19 protein-coding genes are annotated in these 19,727 nt (G+C 75.1%); 15 read left to right on the top strand and 4 right to left on the bottom strand.

The genetic code is table 11. From position 1 onward, the window contains the following. Positions 1-78 precede the first annotated feature (78 nt). The 10 genes from ACQZ2A_RS06530 (at position 79) to ACQZ2A_RS06485 (ending at position 12,628) form a co-directional block, all read left to right on the top strand. Entirely contained in the window at positions 79-816 is a 738-nt protein-coding gene (locus ACQZ2A_RS06530) for a CPBP family intramembrane glutamic endopeptidase (RefSeq protein ID WP_430208573.1), read from the top strand. 62 nt (positions 817-878) lie between these two features. Continuing rightward, a complete protein-coding gene (locus ACQZ2A_RS06525) occupies positions 879-1,658 on the top strand; it encodes an SDR family NAD(P)-dependent oxidoreductase (RefSeq protein ID WP_430208570.1) in 780 nt (259 codons plus the stop codon). Between the two features lie 32 nt (positions 1,659-1,690). Next, entirely contained in the window at positions 1,691-4,837 is a 3,147-nt protein-coding gene (locus tag ACQZ2A_RS06520) for an FtsX-like permease family protein (protein ID WP_430208567.1), read from the top strand. After that, on the top strand, positions 4,834-7,638 hold the full coding sequence (locus tag ACQZ2A_RS06515) for a hypothetical protein (protein ID WP_430208564.1): 2,805 nt from the start codon (positions 4,834-4,836) through the stop codon (positions 7,636-7,638). The genes ACQZ2A_RS06520 and ACQZ2A_RS06515 overlap by 4 nt, the downstream gene beginning before the upstream one ends. Then, positions 7,635-8,555: an ABC transporter ATP-binding protein gene (locus ACQZ2A_RS06510; protein WP_430208561.1), complete on the top strand. Its 921-nt coding sequence runs from the start codon at positions 7,635-7,637 to the stop codon at positions 8,553-8,555. Before ACQZ2A_RS06515 ends, ACQZ2A_RS06510 begins: the two co-directional genes overlap by 4 nt. Further along, on the top strand, positions 8,552-9,277 hold the full coding sequence (locus ACQZ2A_RS06505; RefSeq protein WP_430208558.1) for an ABC transporter ATP-binding protein: 726 nt from the start codon (positions 8,552-8,554) through the stop codon (positions 9,275-9,277). The genes ACQZ2A_RS06510 and ACQZ2A_RS06505 overlap by 4 nt, the downstream gene beginning before the upstream one ends. A gap of 44 nt (positions 9,278-9,321) precedes the next feature. Then, on the top strand, positions 9,322-9,720 hold the full coding sequence (locus ACQZ2A_RS06500; protein ID WP_430208555.1) for a cupin domain-containing protein: 399 nt from the start codon (positions 9,322-9,324) through the stop codon (positions 9,718-9,720). Beyond that, positions 9,717-10,562 (top strand): aldo/keto reductase, encoded by an 846-nt coding sequence (locus ACQZ2A_RS06495; RefSeq protein WP_430208552.1) that lies wholly within the window; start codon positions 9,717-9,719, stop codon positions 10,560-10,562. Before ACQZ2A_RS06500 ends, ACQZ2A_RS06495 begins: the two co-directional genes overlap by 4 nt. Positions 10,563-10,627: 65 nt before the next feature. Continuing rightward, positions 10,628-11,698, top strand: a complete 1,071-nt coding sequence (locus ACQZ2A_RS06490) for a zinc-binding alcohol dehydrogenase family protein (protein ID WP_430208549.1) — start codon at positions 10,628-10,630, stop codon at positions 11,696-11,698. A gap of 129 nt (positions 11,699-11,827) precedes the next feature. Beyond that, entirely contained in the window at positions 11,828-12,628 is an 801-nt protein-coding gene (locus ACQZ2A_RS06485) for a maleylpyruvate isomerase family mycothiol-dependent enzyme (RefSeq protein ID WP_430208546.1), read from the top strand. A 37-nt stretch (positions 12,629-12,665) separates the two neighbouring features. Here ACQZ2A_RS06485 and ACQZ2A_RS06480 read toward each other — a convergent pair whose 3' ends face one another. Further along, positions 12,666-13,322, bottom strand: a complete 657-nt coding sequence (locus ACQZ2A_RS06480; protein WP_430208544.1) for a winged helix-turn-helix transcriptional regulator — start codon at positions 13,320-13,322, stop codon at positions 12,666-12,668. A 77-nt stretch (positions 13,323-13,399) separates the two neighbouring features. Here ACQZ2A_RS06480 and ACQZ2A_RS06475 point away from each other — a divergent pair, with 77 nt between their 5' ends. Together ACQZ2A_RS06475 and ACQZ2A_RS06470 are read left to right on the top strand one after the other, a co-directional pair. Then, positions 13,400-14,833, top strand: coding sequence for a DHA2 family efflux MFS transporter permease subunit (locus tag ACQZ2A_RS06475; protein WP_430208542.1), 1,434 nt, complete (start codon positions 13,400-13,402; stop codon positions 14,831-14,833). Beyond that, positions 14,830-15,282, top strand: a complete 453-nt coding sequence (locus ACQZ2A_RS06470; RefSeq protein ID WP_430208539.1) for a PaaI family thioesterase — start codon at positions 14,830-14,832, stop codon at positions 15,280-15,282. Before ACQZ2A_RS06475 ends, ACQZ2A_RS06470 begins: the two co-directional genes overlap by 4 nt. A gap of 38 nt (positions 15,283-15,320) precedes the next feature. Here ACQZ2A_RS06470 and cysM read toward each other — a convergent pair whose 3' ends face one another. The 3 genes from cysM to ACQZ2A_RS06455 all read right to left on the bottom strand — a co-directional run bounded on the left by cysM (position 15,321) and on the right by ACQZ2A_RS06455 (position 17,457). Next, the gene (gene cysM / locus ACQZ2A_RS06465) at positions 15,321-16,235 is read right to left on the bottom strand and encodes a cysteine synthase CysM (RefSeq protein ID WP_430208536.1); all 915 of its coding nucleotides are present in this window, start codon (positions 16,233-16,235) and stop codon (positions 15,321-15,323) included. A 68-nt stretch (positions 16,236-16,303) separates the two neighbouring features. Next, a complete protein-coding gene (locus ACQZ2A_RS06460; protein WP_430208533.1) occupies positions 16,304-16,903 on the bottom strand; it encodes an alpha-ketoglutarate-dependent dioxygenase AlkB in 600 nt (199 codons plus the stop codon). A 50-nt stretch (positions 16,904-16,953) separates the two neighbouring features. Beyond that, the gene (locus ACQZ2A_RS06455; RefSeq protein WP_430208530.1) at positions 16,954-17,457 is read right to left on the bottom strand and encodes a MarR family winged helix-turn-helix transcriptional regulator; all 504 of its coding nucleotides are present in this window, start codon (positions 17,455-17,457) and stop codon (positions 16,954-16,956) included. A 119-nt stretch (positions 17,458-17,576) separates the two neighbouring features. Between ACQZ2A_RS06455 and ACQZ2A_RS06450 the strand changes: the two genes are divergently transcribed. The 3 genes from ACQZ2A_RS06450 to ACQZ2A_RS06440 all read left to right on the top strand — a co-directional run bounded on the left by ACQZ2A_RS06450 (position 17,577) and on the right by ACQZ2A_RS06440 (position 19,709). Continuing rightward, positions 17,577-18,368 carry an SDR family NAD(P)-dependent oxidoreductase gene (locus tag ACQZ2A_RS06450; protein WP_430208528.1) on the top strand — a complete coding sequence of 264 codons (792 nt, stop codon included), beginning with the start codon at positions 17,577-17,579 and terminating at the stop codon, positions 18,366-18,368. A gap of 232 nt (positions 18,369-18,600) precedes the next feature. Next, a complete protein-coding gene (locus ACQZ2A_RS06445; RefSeq protein WP_430208525.1) occupies positions 18,601-19,299 on the top strand; it encodes a response regulator in 699 nt (232 codons plus the stop codon). Beyond that, the gene (locus ACQZ2A_RS06440) at positions 19,296-19,709 is read left to right on the top strand and encodes a response regulator (protein WP_430208523.1); all 414 of its coding nucleotides are present in this window, start codon (positions 19,296-19,298) and stop codon (positions 19,707-19,709) included. The genes ACQZ2A_RS06445 and ACQZ2A_RS06440 overlap by 4 nt, the downstream gene beginning before the upstream one ends. Positions 19,710-19,727: the final 18 nt, after the last annotated feature.

The following is a 19,727-nucleotide window of genomic DNA, read 5'->3' as shown; positions in this document are numbered from 1 at the left end:
ACGTGTCGAGTGGGCGGGAGTCGTGCCGCCCGGACGGGCCGGCGCCTGTCCCCATCCCCTCCGTAGGAGTGATCCCCCGTGTCGCAGAACCAGACCCGCCCGCCGACCGGCGCGCCGGCCCCTCGGCCCACCGACGGGACGGACGGCTCCGGCCGGATGCGTCCCGGCGTCCCCGAGATCGTGGTCGGGCTGCTCGTCTGGACCGTCGCGGTGAGGGTCCTCGTTCCCCGGCTGAGGGAGCTGGAGCTGGATCCCGTCGTCACGGGCCTCGTCCTGACCTCGCTGTCCGGGATCTTCGGGCTGCTCGGGTTCGCGGCGGCCCTCGGGCTCCGCATCCGCTCCGTGCCGGCCTTCGGCCTGCGTCCGGTCACCCGGCGGTGGGTGCTGGTCGCCGTGGGTCTCGGTGTCGCGACGCTGGTGGTCAAGAGCCTCGCGTCCGCGGCCTGGATCTACCTCAGCGGCGACACCTCCAACCCGCAGGCCGAGTACGCCCAGGGCGCGGGTGGCGGCGTCGTGGCGCTCGTCCTGGCCACCGTCTTCCTCGGGCTCCTCACCCCGTTCGGCGAGGAGCTGCTCTTCCGCGGCGTCGTGACGAACGCCCTGCTGCGGTACGGCCCCGTCGTCGGGGTCGTCGGCAGCGCGGCGGTCTTCGCCCTCTACCACGGCATCAACTCGGTCCTGCCCGGCGCGTTCGTCGTCGGGTTGGTGACGGCGGAGCTGTTCCGGCGCACCGGGTCCGTGTGGCCCGGCGTGATCGTGCACGTCGTGGTCAACCTGCCCGCGCCCCTCATCTCGGTCCTCGCCGACCTGGGCTGACCACGCACCGACAGCAGGCGTCGCGGCCGCGGTCGCGACGACGACGACGAAAGGAGCCCGTGATGGGTGGAGGACGGCTGGCGGACAAGGTGGCGGTGGTCACCGGAGGAGCGGCGGGGATCGGCCGCGCGGTGAGCCTGCGGTTCGCCGTCGAGGGCGCCGTGGTCGTGGTGTGCGACATCGACGCCGAGGGCGGTGAGGCCGTGGCGCACGAGGCGCGGGCGTCCTCGCCCAGCAGTCGTTTCGTCCACCTCGACGTGGCCGACGAGGCCTCGTGGGAGGCCGCGATCGAGGCGGTGGAGCAGGAGCACGGGCGGGTGGACGTGCTCGTCAACAACGCCGGGCTGCCCTACCGGCGCCCGCTCGCCGACAGCCCGCTGTCCGAGTGGCAGGCGCTCATGGCGGTGAACGCCGGCGGGACCTTCCTCGGCCTCAAGCACGGCACCGCCGCGATGGCCCGCTCCGGAGGCGGCTCCGTGGTCAACGTGTCCTCCGCCGCCGCGCTGGTCGGCGTCGCGGCGATGACGACCTACTCCGCCACCAAGGGTGCCGTCCGGGCCATGTCGCGGGTCGCCGCGATGGAGCTCGCCGGCCAGGGCATCCGCGTCAACTCCGTCTACCCGACGAGCGTGCGCACCGCCATGGTCGTCTCCGACGCGCGGGACAGCGGGGTGGGCGTCGAGGAGTTCCTCGAGGCGGCGGCCGCCCTCAGCCCGCTGGACGGGATCGCCGAACCCGAGGACGTGGCCGCCGCCGTCCTCTTCCTCGCCGGTGACGAGGCCCGCTTCGTCACGGGCGCCGAGCTCGTCGTCGACGGCGGTGCGACGGCCGGTGTCGGGTGACCCCGACGTCCTCCCCCGGGCGGGGGTGAGCAGTGCGCAGCGCCCGCCTGCTGCGCCGTCGTGTCGGTGCCCATCCCGTGGCCGTCGCGGCGACCGCCGCCACCGTCCTGGCCTCGGTCGCCGTCGTCACCGTGCTCCAGCTGCTGACCGCCCAGATCTCGACGTCGGGCGTCCGCTCGACCCTCGACGTCCCCGCGAAGGACCGGTCGGTCGTGGTGTCGGCCGGGCTCCGCCCGGGCTCGCTCGCACCCGTCGACGCCGCCGTCCGCCGGTCCTTGGCCGGCTTGCGGCAGAGCAGCGTCACGCGGGTGGCGACGACGACGACGCGGGGGCTGCCCGGACGGCTCGCCACCGACCGTGCCCTGCTCGCCGACGTCGACGGCACGCAGGCCGCGAGCGACCTCGTCTCGGGACGGTGGCCGCGGGCCTCCTCCGACGACGGCCGGCCGGCCGGTGTCCCGGTCGAGGTCGCGCTCCCGGAGACCGCGGCCCGGGCCCTGGGACTGGCGGTCGGTGACCGGCTCGTGGTGTCCGACGTCGTCGACGAGGATGCCCCGGGGGCGACCTTGGTGGTGACCGGGCTCTTCCGGCCCCGGTCGCCCGAGGACGCCCTGTGGGTCGACCTCCCGCTCGGGCTGGTCGGCGTCTCCGCGTCCGACTTCACCACGTACGGTCCGTTCGTCGTCCCGCCCGGCGCCTTCGACGGATCGCTGGTCGGTGCGTCCACCGTGACGTGGCGGGCCGCCGTCGACCTCACGACCACCGACGCGGCCGCGCTCCCGGCGCTCTCGCGCAGCGTCGACGAGACCGTCCGAGACCTGCGCCGCACCGTGGGGCTGCCGGTCGAGCCAGGGGCCGCGGACTCGGCCCGCCCGACCGATCTCCCGGTGAGCAGCCCCCGGGTCCTGTCCGACCTCCCCGGGCTCGTCCGCTCCGCCCAGGTCGTCGAGCGGCGGATCACCGTCTCGACGCTGGCGCCGACGCTGCTCGTCGGCCTGATGGGGGCCGTGGCCCTCGTCGGCACCTCGGCGTTGCTGGCGTCGCTGCGTTCCCGGGACACCCGGCTGCTCGGGCTGCGCGGCGGCTCGGCGGCGCGGCTCGCGGCCCTCGCGCTCGCGGACGCCGTGGCGCTCACCCTCCTCGGGGTCGGCGGCACGGTGCTGGTCGCACCGGTCGCGGCCCGGGCCCTCGCCCCCGGAGTTCCGGCCGCGTCGAGCCCGTCCGGGCTGCCCGACCCGATGCTCTGGCGGGTGCTCATCCCGCTCACGGTGCTCACCGTGCTCGTGGTCACCGTGACGACCTCGTGGGTCGGGGCGGGGGCGTCCACGCACCGGCGCGGGGGCAGGGACGCCGGCGGCGGGCTGCGGGTCCTCGCCGGGGCCGGGGCGGACCTGACGCTCGTCGGTCTCGGGGTCGTCGCGGCGGTGCAGCTGCGCCGTTACGCCGCGACGGGGAGCACGTCCCTCGACCCGGTGACCGCGGCGGCGCCCGCCCTGGTCGTCGCCGGGCTGGCCGTGCTCTGCCTGCGGCTGCTGCCGCGGGCGGCGCGCGCGCTCGCCGCGTGGGCGGCGAACCGCCGAGGACTCGGCGCGGCCTGGGCCGGCTGGCAGCTCGGCGGGAGGATCGCCCTGCAGACGGTGACCGTGCTCCTCGTCGTGCTGGCCACGTCGCTGGGGACGATCGCGCTCGGGCACTCGGCCACGACGCAGCGGGCCTTCGAGGACCAGTCCGCGCTCGAGAGCGGCGCAGCGCTGCGGGTCGTCAGGGGGGTCGGCGAGGGGGCCGGGGACACCGAGTCCCTGGTCCGGCGCATCGTCGGGGACGACGAGGTCATGCCGGTCTGGCGGGGGAGCGCAGGGCTCGGCGCACTGGGGACGGTGACGGTCCTCGCCGCCGACACCGCCGTCGCCGGGAGGGTGATGGACGTGCGGCCGGACACCGTCGCCGCCGGCGTGTGGCCGGCCGTCGTGGGCCGCCTCGCCGCGGCGCGGGACGTCGGCGCCGGGGCCGCCCTGCCGGTCGGTGGTCGTCGGTTGGAGGTGACCGCCCGCACGACGCTGCCGCGACCGGCGACCGAGGGCTACGCGGCCGTCGCCCACCTCAGGGACGCCCGTGGGGTCGTCCGTGACGTGCCGCTCGGTGCCGTGCGCGGCACCGACACCCGCCTCGTCGCCGACCTCACGGAGGTCGAGGGCCCCGCCACCCTCGTCGGTATCGCCGTCCCCCTGCCCGACATCGTCCGCTTCGGCGCGGATGCCGACGACGTCACCGCCCTGTCGGTGTCGCGGGTCGCGGTCGACGGGGCGGAGGTGGCTGGGACGGAAGGGTTCTCGGACGACTCGACGCTCCAGGGCCTCTGGTGGGACGCGGCCCCGACCGCAGCCGGCCCTGTCGCGGCCGTCGTCACCCCCGACGTCGAGGCGGCGCTCCGCTCCTCCGGCAGCGGTGCGGTCAGCCTCGCCCTCGGTCCGCGCGAGGTGCCGATCCGGGTGGTCGGCGTGGTCGACGTCCTCCCGACGGCCGACGTCCCCGGCAAGGGCGTCCTGCTCGACCTCCCGAGTCTCGGTGCGGCGCCGGTGAGCGTGGACGGCGTCGAGGAGCGCAGCCGCGCGGTCATCGAGCCGGACGAGTGGTGGGCGAACCCACGCGACCCCGGCGCAGCAGCCGCGGCGCTGGCTGCCGGGTCGGCCTACGGCACGACCGTCGTCCAGCGCGCAGAGCTCGTCGCGAGCCGGCGTGCGGACCCGGTCAACAGCGGCCTGATGTCGGCGATGCTCCTCGTGGCGTCGGCCTCCGCGCTGCTGGCCGCCGTCGGCGTCGCTGCGGGCACCGCGGCGCTCGCGGGTGCCCGCCGGCAGGAGAACGCCGTGCTCCACGCCCTCGGCATGCCCCCCTCCCGCATCCGCTCCGTGCTCCTCCTCGAGCGCGCGCTCGTCGTCTCCGTCACCGTCCTGCTCGGCGTGGGTGTGGGCGCCGTCGCCGCGGTCGCGGTCGTCCCGTTCCTCGTCGGCGGTGACGGCCACCCGCAGGCACCGCCCGTCCGGGTCGTCCTCCCGCTCGGCCTCCTCGCCGCGTACGCGACGGCACTCGCCGCCGCGTTGTGGGGTGTGACCGCCGCCGTCCTCGGCAGGGCGCCCCGTGGCTCGGTCGAGCAGCTGCGCGGCGGGTGGTCGACGTGAGCGTCGGGCGCGCCGCGCGCAGGCCGCGACAGGGTGCCCTCGGTGTCGGCCGGCTCGTGCGCCGGTCGGTGCGGGCGGGCGCCGGGACGACGTCCCTCATGGTCCTGGTGGCCGCCGTCGCGACGTGCTTCCTCGTGGTGACCCCACGGGTCGAGGCGCGGGTCGCCGACCGGGGGGTCGTGGACGCCCTGACGGCGGGTGCGGCGCCCGAGCGGGAGGTCCGCCTGCACACCGACCCGGCGAAGGTCGCGGGCCGGCCCGCGGTCTCGACCCGGACCGGCCCCGGCCCCTCGGCGCCGTTCGCCGCGGTCGACGCGGCGGTGCGGGAGGTCATGGGCCACGACGTGCTCCGGCTCCTCGGCGACCCGAGCGTCGCCGCCACGACCGACCTGGGCGTGCTGACCCGTCCGGGAGCGGCGCTGCCGCTGGGTGCGCGGTCGGTCATCCGCATCCAGAGCGGTCTGCTCCAGCGGGTGGACTGGCTGGAGGGCGGGCCACCCGGGGCCCCGACCGCCCGCCGCACGATCACCACCGCCCGCGGCCCGCACACGGTTCGCCTGGTCCCGGTCGCGGTGCCGGCGCGCACGGCGGAGTACTGGGGCCTGAAACCGGGGGACGAGCTGCACCTCCAGGGGCCCGGCGACCTCACGCCGGCCGCCGCCGTCGTCAGCGGGGTCTACGCCCCGCGTGATCCCGAGGACGGCTTCTGGCAGGCCGACCGCCGGATGGTCGGTGTCGCCGTGATCGCCACTCCCCTGGGCGCCGTCGAGGCCCATGCCGCGCTCGTGGCCGCACCCGCTTCCTACGGGGCGGTGTCGGACTCCGTGTGGCGCGCGGACACCGGACGGTCCGGCTCGCCGGCCCTGGACGCCTCCTGGCGCTACCCGCTCGTGCCGTCGAGGGTGGACGCCGAGGACGTGCCCGTGCTGCGCGCCCTGATGGCGCGCCTCGACACCGACCCACGCCTCGACGGCCTCACGAGCCGCACCCTCACGACGACCAGCGGGCTGCCCGGTGTCCTCGACCGCTACGACGCCGCCCTCCGGAGCGTCTCGGTGCTGCGGTCCTTCGTGGGCGCCGGCCTCACCGCCCTCGTCGCCCTTCTCCTGGCGTTTACGGCCGTGACGGCGGTCCGGCTGGGGCGGCCCGGCGCGCGCCTCCTCCGGGCCCGGGGCGGGTCGGTGGGTCAGGTCCTGGTGCCGTCCGCTGCCGGTCCTGCCGCCGCGATCTCGGCGGTCCTCGTCGTCTCGGCCGTCACCGGGTGGCTGCTGCCGGGGCGATGGGACCGGCTCACCGTCCTCGAGCTCGTGCTGCTGGCCCTGGCTCCCGTGCTCGCCGCGGTCGGCGCCGTCGTCCTCGACCTGCGCAGGGCGGAGGACGCCGACTCCACCGACCTCGCGGCCCGGCGGGCCGTCCTCGTCCGGCGCGCGCGCCGCGTGGTCGGCGAGGTCGCCGTGCTCGCCGGTGCGGTCCTCGCCGTGACCACGGCCCGGGCCCGGGGGCAGGAGATCGCGAGCGGTCGCACGGACTGGCTGGTCTCGCTCACCCCCGTCCTCGTCGCAGCGGCGGGGGCGGTCATCGCCCTACGGGTCCTCCCGTGGCCGGTGCGGACGGCCGCTCGCCTCGCCCGCCGAGGGCGGGGGCTCGTGGCCTTCCTGGGGCTGAGCCGGTCGGCCCGGACCGGCGGCGCGAGCGCCCTGCCCGTCGTCGCCGTGGTCGTCGGTGCCGCCGTCCTCGCGCTGTCCGCCTCGCTCGTGATCTCCGTGCGCGACCAGCGCGACGTCGCCGCCCTCCGTGACGTCGGCGGACCGGTTCGCGTCGATGCCGTCCGCGTCGACCCGGACGACGTCGAGGCGCTGCTCGACCGCCCCGGTGTCATGGACGTCGTGCCCGCCTACGTCGAGGAGGGGACCGTCATCGACCGCGGGGTCACCACGCAGGTGCTCGTCGTGGGGGCGGACCCGACCGCGTACGCACGCCTGCTCGCGGGGACGGCGGCCCCCCTCGCCGCCGTCCCCGCCGAGGGCACCGGCGACGCGGCGCGCCTGCCGGCCGTGGTCGGCCCCGGCGTCGGGGAGGGGCGCGAGCTCTCGGTCGGCGGGGTCCGGGTGGACATCGAGCCGACCGCCGTCGACCCCTCGCTCGTCCGCAGGTCCGGCGGGCGGGAGGTCCCCGCCGTCCTCGTCCCGCTCGACCGGCTCGGCGAGGCGGTGTCCTTCGCCCGACCCCACACGGCCTTCGTCGCCGCCGACACCCGCGGCACGGAGGACCTGCTGTCCGCCGACCCGGCCACGGTGACGCCGAGCGACCGCGTCACCGGTGTGCGCGCCGCCACCGACGTGGTCGAGCGGGTCGGTGACCTCGCCCTGCCGCGCTTCGTCGCGTGGACCTACGCGGTCGGGGCGGCCCTCGCCGTCCTGCTCATCCTCCTCGCCGTCGCGCTGCTCCTCGAGGGCACGCGTCACGAACGGGCCACGCTCGTCATCCGCCTGCGGACGATGGGACTGCCGCACGGCGCCGAGCGGTCCCTCGCCTGGACCGAGGTGCTGCCGGTCGTCCTCGTCGCGACCGTCGCCGGCGTGGTCGTCGGCTCCCTGGCGCCGGTCCTGGTCGGGCCCGCTGTCGACCTCTCGCCGGTCACCGGCGGGTTGGGGAGGCCACCGCTGGAACCACACGTCGCGCCCGCCCTGGCGGCCGGAGCGCTGGTCCTCGTCGTCGCGGTGCTCGCCCTCGTCGTGGACGCCGCACACGCACGCGGCGGAGCCCTCGCCGAACACCTGAGAAGAGGAGCCACCGCATGACCACGAGCACCGCTCCGGCCACCCACCGTGAGCCCGACGTACCGCCGGACGTCCTCTGCGACAACCTGGTCCGCATCTTCCGAGCGGAGGGCATCGAGGTCGTCGCGCTCCAGGGACTCGACCTGCGGATCGAGCGCGGCGAGCTCGTCGCCCTCGTGGGTGCCTCCGGGTCGGGGAAGTCGACGCTGCTCGGCATCCTGTCCGGGCTGGACGCCCCGAGCGCGGGGAGGGCCCTCGTGGCCGGCCACGACCTCGCGCACCTCGGACGCCGCGAGCGCCTCGCCTACCGCCGCTCGACGGTGGGGTTCCTCTTCCAGCAGGCGGCGGCCAACCTCCTGCCGTACCTGACGGCCAACGAGAACGTGGAGCTGCCGATGCTGCTCGCCGGCGTGCGACGGCGCGAGCGTGCCCTGAGGGCACGGGAGACGCTGGAGGTCCTCGGGGTCGCCGACTGCGGGGACCGTCGTCCCGGGATGCTGTCGGGTGGTCAGCAGCAGCGGGTGGCCCTCGCCGTCGCCGTCGCGAACCGACCCCGGGTGCTGCTGGCCGACGAACCGACCGGTGAGCTCGACACCCGTAGCAGCGAGGAGGTGTTCGGCGCCCTCCGCCGCGCCAACCGTGACCTGGGGACGACCGTGCTCGTCGTCACGCACGACGCCCTGGTCAGCGAGCAGGTCACCCGGACGGTGAGGATCCGTGACGGGCGCACCTCGACCGAGGTGCTTCGTCGGGGAGACGGTGCCGCCGGCGAGGTCGTCGCCGAGGAGTACGCGGTCCTCGACCGGTCCGGCCGCCTGCAGCTGCCGTCGAGGTTCACCTCCCGCCTGTCGATGCGGGACCGGGTCCGCCTCGACCTCGAGCCCGACCACATCGGCGTCTGGCCCGCGACCCGGCGCGACCCCGGGGACGCATCGTGACCGGGCCGGTGCTCGAGGTCCGGGACGTGGTCCGGACGTTCGGGCTGGGGGAGAACGCGGTCCATGCCCTGCGAGGGGTCTCGCTCCGGGTCGAGCCCGGTGAGCTCGTGGCCGTCCGTGGCCGCTCCGGGTCGGGAAAGACCAGCCTGCTGAACGTCATCGGCGGCCTGGACCGCCCCGACGGCGGGTCCGTCCACCTCGGCCCGCACGACGTGACGGCCATGGCCGACTCCGGCCTCCTGCGGCTGCGCCGGGAGCTCGTGTCCTACGTCTTCCAGTCCTTCGGGCTGGTCCCGATCCTCACGGCGAGCGAGAACGTCGGCCTGCCGCTGCGGCTGCGGGGGACCGCGAGCGACGAGCGTGAGCGCCGCGTGCTGGAGGCGCTGGACCACGTCGGCCTCGCCGGGCACGCGGGGCACCGGCCGGACGAGATGTCCGGTGGCCAGCAGCAGCGGGTCGCGCTGGCCCGGGCCCTCGTCGCCGACCCCGGCGTGCTGCTGGCCGACGAGCCGACCGGCCAGCTCGACTCCGAGACCGGGGCCGAGGTCATGGACCTCATCGCCCGGCTCGCACGGGAGAGGTCGATGACGACGCTCGTGACGACGCACGACCCGACCGCGTTGTCGGTCGCGGACCGCGTCCTGGAGATCGTCGACGGCACTGTGGCACAACCCGATAGCGCGTCGGCGGAGAGCCGTCGACGTCCCACCGAGAGCGGCTGACCACCCGGTCCGCCGCACGTCGAACACCGCACGGAGGAGAGACCATGGACATCCATCGCCAGGCAGAGGACAGCGGGACCCCGGCACCCGAGGCCACCTTCACCGGGGAGGTCACCATCAGCGGGTACTTCCGCCGAGGGGCGCCGAGCCGTCTCGTGGGTGCGGCCGTGGCGTTCGCGCCGGGTGCCCGCACCCCGTGGAAGACGACGACCCGCGGGCAGACGCTCGTCGTGACCAGCGGCACCGGGTGGGCCCAGGTCGAGGGGGAGGCCGTCGCTGAGATCCGCGTCGGTGACCTCGTGTGGTGCCCGCCGGGTCCACGCCACTGGGAAGGCGCCCGCGAGGACGAGCGGATGACCTACGTCGCCGTCCAGGAGGGCGACGTCGCCTTCGGCGACGCGGTCACCGACGCCGAGTACTCCGCCGGCCGGACGGCCCCGTGAGCGACGACGGCGGCTCGCGAGAACCGCTCCGGCTCAACGACGGCCATCACCTGCCGGCCATCGGTCTCGGAACGTTCGGGCTGACCGGGGAAGCAGGGATCGCAGCCATCGTCTCCGCCCTCGGCCTCGGCTACCGGCTGCTGGACACGGCCGTCGGCTACGGGAACGAGTGGGAGGTCGGCGAGGCGGTCCGTCGCAGTGAGGTGCCGGGGGAGGACGTCGTCGTCGCCACGAAGATCCGGGCCCGTGACCACGGCTACGACGCGACCCGACGCAGCATCGCCGAGTCACGGCGCACCCTCGGCGTCGACCGGATCGGGCTGCACCTCATCCACTGGCCGAACCCGCGTCTCGACCGGTACGTGGAGACCTGGCAGGCCCTGGTCGCCGCGCGCGACGAGGGTGAGGTGCGGTCCATCGGGGTCTCCAACTTCACTGCGGCCCACCTCGAGACGCTCGTCGGAGAGACCGGTGTCGTGCCTGCCGTGAACCAGGTCGAGCTGCACCCGCACCTGCCCCAGGCCGCGCAGCGAGCGGTCCACGAGCGGCTCGGCATCCGGACGCAGTCGTGGAGCCCACTGGGTCGCGGCCGGGTGCTGCTGGAGCGTCCCGAGGTCACCCGCCCGGCCGAGCGGCTGTCGGCATCCCCCGCACAGGTGGTCCTGCGCTGGCACCACCAGCTCGGTGCCGACCCCGTCCCGAAGTCCGCCGACCCGGGCCGACAGCGTGAGAACCTCGCCCCCGTCGGCCGGCTCACCGAGGCCGAGATGGACGCCATCACGGGGCTCGGTCGTCGCGGGGGACGGCTGTGGGGTGGTGACCCGGAGACCACGCACCTCTAGCACCCGGCCGGCACGACGGATCCCATCCACCCACGCGCGGTCACACGCACCAGGAGGACGACGACATGACGAGAGAGAACGAGGCGGTGTGGGTGCGGTCCCGGTGGTCGCGACCACGGGTCGGTTCCGCCCCACACCCCACCGCCGGTCGCGGGGAGGTCGTGGTGCGGACGGGCGCCGTGGCCGTCAACCCCGTCGACACGATGCCCCCGCCGGTGCGCTGGCTGGTGTACCCGTGGCTGCGCTACCCGACCGTGCTCGGCGTGGACGTCGCCGGGTGGGTGGTGGAGGTCGGCGAGGACGTCACGGGCGTAGGGGTCGGCGACCGCGTCATCGGCCTGGCCACCGGCCAGGAACGGGACCGCAACCGACCCGAGGGAGGGGCCTTCCAGCACCACGTCGTCCTCGATGCCGACCTGACCACCGCGCTGCCTGACCGCCTTGCGCTGACGGACGCGGTGGTCCTGCCCCTGGCGGTCGCCACCGCGGCCGTCGGTCTCTTCCACCCCGACCGGCTGGACCTGGACCTCCCGGGCGATGCGCCCGGGACCGAGCGAGGCACGGTGCTCGTCTGGGGTGGGTCGACGAGCGTGGGGTGCAGCGCGATCCAGCTCGCCCGACTCGCCGGTCACCGCGTGGTGGCGACCGCGGCGCCGCACAACCAGGACCTGGTGCGCGGCCTCGGCGCGGAGGAGGTGCTGGACCACCACGCTCCCGACGCCGTCGCGGCGGCCGTCGAGGTCCTGGAGCGCGGAGGCCACCGGCTCGTCGGTGCGCTGGCCGTCGCGCCGCCGTCGCTCGGTCCCACCCTGCGCGTCGTCCGGTCGGTCCGCCCGCACGGCGACCCGGTGCGGGTGTCCTCCGCGCAGCCGGGTCCCGCGACGACCGTCCGTGGGCTCCTGGCCCGCCGGTACGGCGTGCACGTCTCCGCGATCTGGGGAGGTGACCTCTCCCGCAGCGACCTCGGCCGCATCGTCTACACCCAGCTGCTGCCCTCGGCGCTCGCCGACGGCAGCCTCCGACCGGCGCCCCCGGCCGACGTCGTCGGCGACGGGCTGGCGCAGGTTCCCGTGGCGATCGGGCGCCTGGAGCGAGGGGTCTCAGGACGCAAGCTCGTGGTCACCACCTCGTCGTGACGTGACCCGGCGCTCGTTCTGCGACGTGCCCGGTCCGATCCCGATGAGTTCCGACGACGTCCCGGGTCTCTCTCACCACAGCAGCACCAACCGCCCTCGGCCTCCGTCCGGGGACCCGAAGGAGACGTCATGATGCTCACCGACTCCGTGCTGGACCAGACCCGTGAGGTCGCCTCACTGGTGGCCGGCGTCGACCCCCGGTCACCCGTGCCGACCTGCCCGGAGTGGTCCGTGCGGGACCTCGTCGAGCACATCGGCGCGACGCAGCGGTGGGTGACCCGGCTCGTCGAGGAGCGGGCCACCGACCCGGCGGTCGCGTTCTCGATCCCGTGGGAGCAGGCCCCCGAGGACCCGGGCGAGTGGGCCGCGTGGCTCGAGGACGGCGCCACCGCCGCCGTGTCGACCATCGACCGGGCGCCGGCCGACGTCGCCGTCTTCGACCCGGGCCGGACGGGCGACGGTCTGTCCTTCTGGTCCGCGCGCCTCTTCGGCGAGGTCTCGGTGCATCGCCTCGACGTCGCGCTGAGCGTCGGCCAGCCCTACACCTTGGCCCCGGCCCTGGCGAGCGAGGCCGTCGACGACTGGCTGTCCACGGTCACGTCAGCGGGCTGGGCCGCCATGGTCCCCGGCTTCGCCGAGGCGATGCGTGGGAGCGGCCAGACGATCCGGTGGTCGGCGCGGGACGCCGACCGCAGCTGGCTCGTCCGTCGTACGGACGCCCCGCTCGAGCTGGAGCGTTCCGCAGCGTCGACCGCACCCACCGGCCTCGACTCGGACGTGACCGTCGCCATCGAGGGCGACGCCGTCGACCTGCTCGGTGTCCTCAGCCGGCGTCGTCCGCTGGACGGCCCGGCCACGACGGTGATCAGCGGCGACCGCCCGGAGCTGGACCACTTCGTCGACCACATGGTCTGGATCGGCGCCCGCTGACCCGGGCTCCGGTGGGGGCCGGTCCCAGCCGCGGGCGTCAGGCGGTCGGCACGACCCGGGCCGCGGGGAACAGCTCGCGGAAGGTCCTCTGCGCGGCCCGGCTGCCGCGGACGGTCAGCCGCGGCGACAGGGCCTCGAGGTCCGCCGTGCCCCGGCAGAGCTCGACCAGGGCGGCGGCCGAGCCGGTGAGGACGAGGTCGGGGTCGGCGCTGCGGTCGGGGCGCTCGAGCCTGCCCCCGCGCACCTGGAGCCACAGCTCCTCGCCGTCGAGGTCGAACCGCACCAGCAGGTCGCGCCCCGCGGCGGCGGCGCCGTCGAGGAGCGGAGCCAGCATCCCGTGCACGGCGGTCCGTGGGCGCACCCCACCGTCCACGGGATCCGCGAGGAAGGGCAGGCCGAACTTCGCGAGAGCCCCCAGCACCGGGCCGATGCGCCGGCCCTCGCTCGTCAGCGCGTAGACCGTGCGGGCGGCCGGCGCGGGGAGCTCCTGCTGCTCGACGAGGCCGGCGCCCTCGAGGTCCCTCAGCCGGTCGGTCAGCAGGTTCGACGCGATCCCGGGGAGGGAGGTGCGCAGGTCGGTGAAGCGCCGCCGCCCGAAGGAGAGCTCGCGCAGGACGAGCAGCGTCCAGCGGTCGCCGACGACGTCGAGCGCGGCGGCGATCCCGCAGTACTGGTCGTAGCTCTTGCCGGGCATGCGGCCATCGTATGACGCTTGATTTCCTCTATCAAGTGGTTGATTTTCTCAAGCGAAAGGGTCTAGCGTCCCCGTCCATGGACGCCCACGCCGCGGGAGCACCCCGCCCGGTCAGCCCCTGGGCGGTCGTCGCCGTCGCGAGCCTCGCCGTGTTCATGGTCTTCCTCGACGCGCAGGTGCTCTTCGTCGCGTTCGACGACATGCGCAGCAGCTTCCCGTCGGTGTCGTTCGCGACGATGTCGTGGACGCTGTCGGCCTACACGATCGCCCTCGCGGCGGCGCTGGTGCCCGCGGGCCGGATGGCCGACCGGTTCGGGCGGCGCCGCGTCTTCCTCGTCGGGCTCGTGGCCTTCACGCTCGCCTCGGTCCTCTGCGCGCTGGCCCCGTCGGCCGCCCTGCTCGTGGCGCTGCGCGTCCTCCAGGCGCTCGGTGCCGCCGCCCTCGTGCCGGCCTCGCTCGCGCTGGTCCTCTCGGTCTTCCCGCCCGCCCGGGTCCCGGTCGCCGTGGCCGTCTGGGGTGCGTCCGGTGCGCTCGCCGCGGCCGCCGGCCCCGCCCTCGGGGCGCTGCTCGTGCAGACCTGGGACTGGCGGGCGGCCTTCCTCGTGAACGTCCCCGTCGGGGCACTCGCCCTCGTCCTCGGCGCCCGCCTCCTGCCCGAGTCGCGGGAGGCCGCGCGGGCCCGCTTCCCCGACCCGCTCGGCATCGTCCTCCTCGCCGGCGCCCTCACCCTGCTGGCGCTCGGCATCGTCCAGAGCGACCCGTGGGGATGGGCCTCACCGACCACGCTGGGCGTCCTCGCCGGTGGTCTCGTGGTTCTCGCCGTCTTCGTCCGGCGGACCCTCGCGGTCCCGCACCCGGCGCTCGACCTGACGATCTTCGCCACCCCGTCGGTGCGCTGGGCGAACATCGCCACGGCCGCCTTCACCATCGGCTTCACCGCGATGTTCTTCGCCCTCGTCCAGTTCACGCTCGCGGTGTGGCACTACGGCATCGTGCGCGCGGGGATGGCGATGATGCCCGGCCCCGTCGTCGTCATGGCACTCGCGCCGGTCTTCGGCCGCGTCGCCGCCCGCCACGGCCAGCGCGCCCTTCTCGTGCCCGGCGGCCTCCTCTACGCCGGCGGCGGGCTGCTGCTCCTCACCGGGCTCGGTGACCGACCCGCCTACCTCACCGAGCTGCTCCCCGCGTCCCTCGTCACGGGGCTCGGGGTGGCGCTGGTGCTCCCGCAACTGACGAGCGCCGCCGTGCAAGGTCTCCCGCGGGACGACTTCGCCGCCGGCGCCGCCGTCAACCAGGCGATCCGGCAGCTGGGCGCGACCTTCGGCGTCGCCCTCACCGTCGCGATCCTCGGCACGGTCACGCCGACGACCGCCGCCGGGGACTTCCACGGCGTCTGGGTGATGCTCGTCGTCTGCGGCGTGCTGACGTCGGCCGCCGCCCTCGCCCTGCCCCGCCGCCGGGCGGCCCACGACCCGGTTACCACCGCGCTCCAGGCCGGGGCGCAGCCGTGAGCACCACCGCCGACAGCCTCTCGACGCTCTCCGGGCTGGAGGTGATGCAGCGGATGGCGGCGGGCCTGCTGCCGCCCCCGACCATCGCGACCCTCCTCGGGATGGACCTGGAGTCGGTCGAGGACGGCTCCGCCGGCTTCGTGCTCACCCCGGACGACCGCATGCTCAACCCGCTCGGGTCGGTCCACGGCGGCATCGCGGCGACCCTCCTCGACTCCTGCATGGGCTGCGCGGTGCACACGACCCTGCCGCCCGGTGCCGACTACACGACGGCCCAGCTCAACGTCCACTACCTCCGCGCGATGCGGCCCGGCACGGGACAGGTCCGCGCCGTCGGGACGGTGCTGCACCGGGGCCGCACGCAGTGCACCGCAGAAGGGCGCCTCCTCGACTCGAGCGGTCGCCTCCTCGCGCACGCCACGACGACCTGCCTCGTGCGGATGCCCTGAGCCACAACCGGATCCCTCCGGTGCTGCGCGGAGGACGGTCAGGCGGGGAAGACGCCGCTCGAGAGGTAGCGGTCACCGCGGTCGCAGACGACGAAGACGATCGTCGCGTTCTCGACCTCCTCGGCCACCTTCAGCGCGGTCCAGCAGGCTCCGGCTGCCGAGGGGCCGCCGAAGATGCCCTCCTCGCGAGCCAGCCGGCGGGCCATCTCCTCGGCGTCGGCCTGGGTGACCTCGACGGTCCGGTCCACCGCCGAGGGGTCGAAGATGCTCGGCACGTACTCCGGTGGCCAGGCACGGATGCCGGGGATCTTCGAGCCCTCCGCGGGCTGGGCGCCGACGATCTGCACGTCGGGGTTGCGGGACCTCAGGAACCGCGAGACCCCGGTGATGGTGCCGGTGGTCCCCATCGCGGAGACGAAGTGCGTGATGCGACCGTCGGTCTGGCGCCACAGCTCGGGGCCGGTCCCGAGCTCGTGGGCCCGCGGGTTGTCCGGGTTACCGAACTGGTCGAGCACCCGGCCGCGGCCCTCCTGCTCCATCCGCGTGACGACGTCGCGGGCCTCCTCCATGCCACCCGCCGCGGGCGTGAGGACGAGCTCGGCACCGAACGCGCGCATCGTCTGGGCCCGCTCGACGGAGGCGTCCTCGGGCATCACGATGACGAGCGGGTAGCCGCTGATGGCCGCCGCCATCGCCAGGCCGATGCCGGTGTTGCCCGAGGTGGCCTCCAGGAGCGTATCGCCGGGGGAGATCTCGCCCCGCTGCTCGGCGCCCCGGATCATGCTGATGGCCGGCCGGTCCTTGACCGACCCGGCCGGGTTGTTGCCCTCGAGCTTCGCGAGGAGCACGTTGCCGCGGCGGTCGTTCTCGGGCCCCGGGAGGCGCTGCAGGCGCACCAGCGGGGTATCGCCGATGACGTCCTCCATCGTGGGGTACTCGGGAGGGGTGCTCACGCGCCGAGAGTCTACGGTCGGCGCCGTCCCCGGCCCCGGTGCCGACGCCCTCGACCCCACGCGCCGCGTCAGTCGGGGACGGACTGGCTCGACGCCGCGAAGTTCACACTGATCCGCGGGCCGGCAGGAGTGCTCTCCTTGGGCACGCAGTGGCGCCAGTCGGTCTGGCACCGGCCGCCCATGACGACGAGGTCGCCGCTCACGGGGCGCAGGCGTGTGCTCGGGCCGCCGCCGGTGGGCCGGAGGAGGAAGCGGCGCGCCGCACCGAGGCTCAGCACCGGCACCACGCACTCGCGCCGACGGGCGGACGCGCCGTCGCCGTGCCACCCCGTGCTGTCGTGGTGGTCGCGGTACAGGTTGAGCCACAGGCGGTCGTAGACGACCCCGTACCGCTCGGTCAACCTCCGCGCGAGGTCGCGAAGCATCCCGGGCGCGGTGGCGAGGTCGCGGTGCTCGGCCGTCAGGCGTGGCTCCGTCACCTTCCGGCCGTACATCCACCGAGAGCGCTGCTCCCACGCGCTGGTGCCGAGGAGCTCGTGAAAGAGGTCGTCGGCCGCTGCGACCCACTCGGGGACGTGCTCGACCCACGAGTGCGCGTCGAGGTGCATCCGCCGGGCGCGCGGTCCCTCCTCGTCGCCCCCGAAGAGGGGAAGGGGTGCATCGCTCACCCCTCCACGTCTACCAGCGGGCACCGACACGTCACCGGCGGCGCCGGCGCTCAGTCCCGCGCCACCTCCGGCGGCAGCGGCCAGTCGCCGTCCTCGCGGACGGCCCGGATGATGCGGCGGCTGACCTCGCGCAGCTGGCGGGCCTGCGCCGCGGTGAGCCGGTCGAGGACGAGGTCGTGCACGAGCCGCACGTGGCCGGGTGTGGCCTGCTGGACCTTCCTGCGTCCGGCCGCGGTCAGCGTCGCCAGCGTGTAGCGGCCGTCCCGGGGGTCGGGCGAGCGCCGCAGCCACCCCCGTGCCTCGAGCCGGGTCGCGGCTCGGGACAACCGCGAGAGCGTGCTGTTGGCGTACCCGGCGAGGACGCTGAGGCGCAGCTCCTGCCGGTCGGCGTTCGCCAGGGCGTAGAGGACGCCGTACTCGAAGTGCGTGAGGTCGGCGTCGCGCTGGAGCTGGGCGTCCAGGGCGGCCGGCAGCCACTCCAGCACCGTCGCGAACGACGCCCACGTCTCCAGTGCCTCGCCCGTGAGGCGCTCGGGCGTGCGGGGTTCCGGCATGCCCGCAGCCTACGCAGTCGGACCGCACAGCGAGGCCTGCGTGACTTGCCTGGGCAAGTGTTCCCGCATATCGTCACTTGCCTGAGCAAGTAATTCGGCGACACAGGAGGAGTGGGCACATGGATCTCGGACTCGAGGGCCGGCAGGCGTTCGTCAGCGGCTCGACCCGGGGCATCGGGTACGCGGTGGCGAGGCGGCTGCTCGTCGAGGGCGCGGCCGTGACGGTCAACGGGCGCAGCCGGGCCGGCGTCGACGACGCGGTCCGACGGCTGCGGGCGGAGGTACCGGGGGCGAGGGTCGACGGTCTCGCCGCGGACTTCGCGGACCCGGACCCGGTGGAGGCCCTGCTCGACTCGCTGGGGCCGGTCGACATCCTCGTCAACAACGTGGGGATCTTCGGCCTCGAGGAGTTCGCGGCCGTCCCGGACGACCTCTGGCGCACCTACTTCGAAGTCAACGTCATGAGCGCGGTGCGGCTCTCGCGACGGCTGATCGGACCGATGCTCGAGCGCGGTTGGGGGAGAGTCGTCTTCGTCAACAGCGAGTCCGGGGTCAACGTTCCGGCCGACATGGTCCCCTACGGCGCCACGAAGGCCGCCTCGCTGGCCGTGGCCAACGGGCTCGCCAAGCTCACCCGTGGGACGGCGGTGACGGTCAACACCGTCCTGGGTGGCCCCACCTGGTCGGACGGGGTGGCGGCCGCGGTCGAGCACGTGGCCGGGCAGAGCGGGGTGCCGGTCGAGGCGATGAGGGAGACCATCGCCGCCGGGAACCCGACCTCGTTGCTGGGGCGGTTCATCGAGCCCGACGAGATCGCCTCCCTGGTCGGCTACCTCGCCAGCCCCCTGGCGTCGGCGACCAACGGTGCGGCGCTGCGTGCCGACGGCGGGGCGCTCACCGGGATCCTCTGAGGCCGGCCCGGCCTGCTCGTCGTCCGGGGGAACGACGACGGATGCCGGTCGCCCGACCATCGACGTCGTTGCTCGTCCGCGGTAGCGTGAACGCCGAGGTCATGGGCCCGTCCGGGGGTCCGCCGACCGGCGTCGGGGGCAGCCTGCGCGTCCGTCCACCTGATGCATCTGCACCACTGCGGGTGGTGCACACGGGTCTGTCGGGGCGGGTGCGCGGAGGCGGAGAATCAGGGTGAGCGACGACGGGGAGTGGACGATGCCACCCAAGGCGCCGGCGGTACGGCCGAGCACCGCGACGATCACCGTGGTGATCGTCGACGACCACCTCATGGTCGCCGACGCCGTCGCGTCCGGGCTGCGTGCCGACGAGCGGATCGCCGTCGTCGCCGTCGCGGGCACCTGTGCCGAGGGGCTGGCGGAGGTGCGTCGCCACCGCCCACGGGTGTGCCTGCTCGACCAGCGGCTGCCCGACGGCCTCGGGACCGACCTCGTCCCCCGGCTGCTCGAGGCCAGCCCCGACACCAAGGTCCTCCTCGTGACCGGCGACGACAGCCTCGACGTGCTGCACCAGGCGGTGCGGGCGGGCGCGGTCGGCATCGTCAACAAGGGCCAGCGGGCCTCGGCCCTGCGCGAGGCCATCCTGCGGGCGGTCGAGGGCGTGACGATCCTCAGCGCGCGGGACGTCCAGCGGCTCCTGCCCTCGGCCGGCGCGGGTGGCCCGGCCCTCGGGGACGATCTGACGCCGCGGGAGCGCGACGTCCTCCGGCTGCTCGTCCAGGGGCTCACGACCCGCGAGATCGCGGCGCGGCTGTTCATCTCGTACGCCACGGCGCGCAACCACATCCAGTCGGTCATCGGGAAGCTGGGCGCCCACACCAAGCTCGAGGCGGTGACGGTCGCCCTCCGGGAGAACATCGTGAGCGGCCCATGAGCCCGGCCGGCCCCGGCCCCTCGGACCCGGACCGCGACGTGACGCGGCGGGTGGTCCTCTGCGACGACCAGGGTGACGTGCGGGAGGCGGTGCGCCAGGCCGTCGAGTCGGTCCCGGGGTTCACCGTCGTGGGCGTGGCCGAGGACGGTGACGCCTGCCTCGAGGTGCTGCGGAGGGACCGGCCGGACGTCCTCGTCCAGGACGTCAGCCTCCCCGGTGGCGGGCCGGCGCTCACCGCCGCCGTCCGCGCCGAGCACCCCGACCTCGTCATCGTCGTCTTCTCGGCGCACGCGGAGCCCGCCGTGCGCCGGGGGATGCTCGAGGCCGGCGCGGACGACTACGTCGTCAAGAGCGGGCGCCTCGCACCGCTGCGGGAAGCCCTCCTGCGGCACGAACTGCCTGCTCAGTGACGTCGTCGGGGTCTTTCG

Origin of the sequence: Phycicoccus avicenniae (assembly GCF_050496545.1) — a bacterium.
Lineage (GTDB): Bacteria > Actinomycetota > Actinomycetes > Actinomycetales > Dermatophilaceae > Phycicoccus > Phycicoccus avicenniae_A.
Note: the sequence above shows the minus strand (reverse complement) of the source record. Positions and strands in the feature narration are given on the sequence as shown.